The sequence below is a fragment of the Streptomyces sp. NPDC048254 genome, from assembly GCF_043201895.1.
Classification (GTDB): Bacteria; Actinomycetota; Actinomycetes; order Streptomycetales; family Streptomycetaceae; genus Streptomyces.
On record NZ_JBICZJ010000049.1, the window covers coordinates 1 to 3,685 of the forward strand.

At 68.3% G+C, this 3,685-nt stretch carries 4 protein-coding genes; 3 read left to right on the forward strand and 1 reads right to left on the reverse strand.

Annotation, left to right across the window (positions count from 1 at the left end; translation table 11 throughout):
• Window positions 1-376: 376 nt before the first annotated feature.
• The 3 genes from ACGFZQ_RS52185 (at window position 377) to ACGFZQ_RS52195 (ending at window position 3,091) form a co-directional block, all read left to right on the forward strand.
• Window positions 377-799, forward strand: coding sequence for a hypothetical protein (locus tag ACGFZQ_RS52185; protein WP_393846507.1), 423 nt, complete (start codon window positions 377-379; stop codon window positions 797-799).
• Window positions 800-868: 69 nt separating this feature from the next.
• The gene (locus ACGFZQ_RS52190) at window positions 869-2,251 is read left to right on the forward strand and encodes a DDE-type integrase/transposase/recombinase (RefSeq protein ID WP_393846508.1); all 1,383 of its coding nucleotides are present in this window, start codon (window positions 869-871) and stop codon (window positions 2,249-2,251) included.
• A 30-nt stretch (window positions 2,252-2,281) separates the two neighbouring features.
• Window positions 2,282-3,091 carry an ExeA family protein gene (locus ACGFZQ_RS52195; protein WP_393846509.1) on the forward strand — a complete coding sequence of 270 codons (810 nt, stop codon included), beginning with the start codon at window positions 2,282-2,284 and terminating at the stop codon, window positions 3,089-3,091.
• A gap of 25 nt (window positions 3,092-3,116) precedes the next feature.
• On the opposite strand, the gene ACGFZQ_RS52200 is transcribed toward ACGFZQ_RS52195, so the two are convergent.
• Window positions 3,117-3,476 (reverse strand): hypothetical protein, encoded by a 360-nt coding sequence (locus ACGFZQ_RS52200; protein WP_393846510.1) that lies wholly within the window; start codon window positions 3,474-3,476, stop codon window positions 3,117-3,119.
• Window positions 3,477-3,685 lie beyond the last annotated feature (209 nt).

Here is a 3,685-nt window from a genome sequence, read left to right on the forward strand (position 1 = left end):
GTGTTAGGCGTCATTGAAAATGCCTACGAGTGCGGCACTTTGGGCAGCTTTGCGCCGACAAGATCGGTAAGCGTGCCTGCCGACGAAGAGGTGCAGATTTGGGGCGGCACCTTGCCGACGAGAGGCACGTGAAAGGCCCTCCCGGTATCTCTTGGCCGAGCGCCGGGAGGGCCGTGTAGCGCGCGGAGGCGCTGTGCTCACGGTAGAGGTCGACCCGGCGCGAGTCGAAGTTCGTCTGGTGCGGGGCGAGTTGGTTTGTCCTGATTGCTCGGGCCTGTTGCGGCCGTGGGGGTGGGCACGTTCGCGTGTACTGCGTGACGCTTCCGGCGGGCCGGTGGCGGTGCGTCCCCGGCGGTCGAGGTGTGTGGTCTGCGGCGTGTCGCATGTGCTCCTTCCGGTGTTCGCGCTGGTCAGGCGGGCGGATCTGGCGGAGGTGATCGGGTCGGCCCTGGCGGCGAAGGCGGCCGGGGCCGGGGTCCGGGCGATCGCCGGGAGCCTGGGCCGCCCGGTCGAGACCGTCCGCGGCTGGCTGCGCAGATTCACCTCCAGGGCGGAGACGGTCCGGCGGTATTTCACGGTGTTGCTGGTCGATGCCGGGGTTGACCCCGCTCCTCCTGGGCCGGCCCGCACGGTATTCGCGGACGCGGTCAGCGCGGTGGTGGGGGCCTGGTGGTCGGCCATGTCGCGATGGCCGGGCGTCGGCGAGGTGTCGCCGTGGCTGGTGGCCTGCGCGGTCTCCGGCGGGATACTGCTGGCGCCGTCCTGGCCCTCGAAAGCGATCAACACGAGCCGACTCTGACGCCACGCCGACACGTGCTGTCACCGTCACGCGTGTGTGTTCACGCTGCGCGAGAGGGCTGGTGATCGGATGCCAGGTCAGGAAGACCAGACACGGCTGGAGCGGGCTCAGGCGATCGGGCTGTTCCGTTACATGCTGATCAGAGAGGCGGCCGATCCGACGCTGTCGCGGCGCCAACGTGGCGCTCTGGTGCGTGAGTTGGCGGCCATGACGCACATCGACCCGGACGGCCGGCCGGTGCGGATCACCCGGTGGACCCTGGACCGGTGGATCTACGAGTGGAAGCGGGCCGGGTTCGAGGCCCTGGTGCCTTCGCCGCGTCAGTCCCGGCCCCGCACCCCACAGGAGATCCTGGACCTGGCGGCGTCGCTGAAGAAGGAGAACCCCTCGCGGTCGGCGGCTCAGATCCGCCGGATCATCGGTGCTCAGCGGGGCTGGGCACCGGACGAACGCACCATCCAGCGGATGATCGTCCGCGAGGGACTGGACGCGCTGAAGGCTCCGGCCGCGTCCGCGGTGTTCGGACGGTTCGAGGCCGACGGCCCCAATGAGTTGTGGACCGGGGACGCCCTGCACGGCCCGATGGTCGCGGGCCGCAAGACGTACTTGTTCGCGTTCGTGGACGATCACTCGCGGGCTGTGATGGGGCACCGCTGGGGGTTCGCGGAGGACACCGTCCGCCTCGCCGCGGCCCTGCGGCCGGCCCTGGCCGCCCGCGGTGTCCCGCGCTACATCTACGTCGACAACGGGTCCGCATTCGTGGACTCGTGGCTGCTGAGGGCCTGCGCGAAACTCGACATCAAGCTGGTCCACTCCACGCCCGGACGCCCCCAGGGCCGGGGCAAGATCGAGCGGTTCTTCCGCACCGTGAACAGCGAATTCGTCGTCGAGATCGCCTCCGGCGACGGCCAGGCGGGACGGCAGGTCGACAGCCTGCTGGAGATGAACCGGCTGTTCACGGCCTGGACCGAGAATGTCTACCACCGCCGGGTGCACTCCGAGACAGGAGCCGCCCCGCTGGCCCGCTGGATGGGTGACCGACCACTCGTGGTCCCCAACCCCTCCGACCTCGCGGAAGCCTTCCGCTGGTCCGAGCACCGCACCGTGTCCAAGACCGCGCTGGTGTCCCTGCACGGCAACCGCTACCAGGTCGACCCCCTACTGGTCGGCCAGCGAGTCGAGCTGGTCTTCGACCCCTTCGACCTGTCCTTCCTGCGGGTCCGCGCGAACGGCCAGGACGCCGGAACCGCGCTGCCCTTCCAGGTCAGCCGCCACTCCCACCCCAAGGCCCGTCCCGAGACGCCCGCCGAGGAACCCAGGCCGACCACCGGCATCGACTACCTCGGCCTGATCGACACCGCCCACAAGGCCGAACTCGCCGACAGGGTCAACTACGCCGCCCTGGGCGAACCCCTGCCGGCCGTCGACCGCACCGATCCGACCGGCGAATGACCCCGACCCTCAACTCCCGGGAGACAAAGCGTGATTGAGAAGCTCCAGGCCCACTACGGATTCAGCCGCATGCCCTTCGGCCGCGACCTCGCCCCCGGCATGCTGCACCGCCACGCGTCCCACAACGAAGCCGTCGCCCGCATCACCTGGTGCATCTCCGAACGCTCCATCGGCGTCGTCACAGGAGAGGTCGGCGCGGGCAAGACCGTCTCCGTCCGCACCGTCCTGCACGGCATCGACCCGTCGAAACACACCGTGATCTACCTGCCCAACCCCATGATCGGAGTCCGCGGCATCCACGAGGCGATCGTGACCGCCTTCGGCCAGCAGCCCTCCCACCTCGGCTCCCGCCTGACCTCCCAGACTGGCCTGGCCCTGGCCGCCGAACGCGAAGAACGCGGCCGCACCCCCGTCCTGGTCCTGGACGAGGCCCACCTGCTGTCCTACGAACAGCTCGAAGCCATCAGGATGCTGACCAACACGGCCATGGACCAGGACTCGCCGCTGTCCTGCCTGCTGGTCGGCCAGCCGACCCTGCGCAGGACGATGAAACTCGCCGTCCTGGCCGCCCTTGAGCAGCGGACCGCCCTGCGTTACACGATGCCCGGGATGACCTCCACCGAGACCGCCAGCTACATCAAGCACCACCTCGGTCTCGCCGGCCGCAGCGACCAGCTGTTCACCGACGACGCGGTCACCCTCATCCACACCACATCCCGCGGATTCCCCCGCGCGGTCAACAACCTCTGCCTGCAATCCCTCGTCGCCACATTCGCCGCCGGCAAGTCACTCGTCGACGAGAAAGCCGCCCAGTCCGCCGTCACCGAAGTCCTGGATTGAGGCGCCAACGTCGCCGCCCCCACATCTACGGTTGGGCCCCAGAAGCTGCCTCTTCCCGTTCAGCGAGGAACTTGTCGAGCAGCTCGAACAGCAACTTCAAGGCGTGAGCTTCCCGCTCCCTCGTGAAGTCCCATCCACCGTCCCAGCCGGGGAAGGCAATCTGCATGACCTGGGCTTCCCAGACGAGGTTGCTGCTGACCTGGTGATGTGTCATCAGCCACTCCCGCCAGCCGTCCAGACCGGGGCCGCCATACCGGCGGGCAGCCTGCTCATAGCCAGCCAAGAAGGCCATCGTTCCACGCAGAGACGTCTCACCGATATACATGCCGGTCCGCTTTGCGAACAGCACGAAGTACTCGCGCTCGCTCAGATCTGTCAGCGTCACTCCGTAATCCTTTCGCTCAGACTCCCGGTTGTCGACGCCAGAGAGCACAGGTTCCATGCACAACGCCTGAACCAACCGGCACCTTGCCGACGACCACGACACCTCGCCGACGATCGCCCCGCTGGGACCACCCCAGCGGGGCGATCTTGTCCTCGCTCATCGGCATCCTCAGTGCCCGCACCGTCGGCATTCTCAGCGTCGCCCAACAC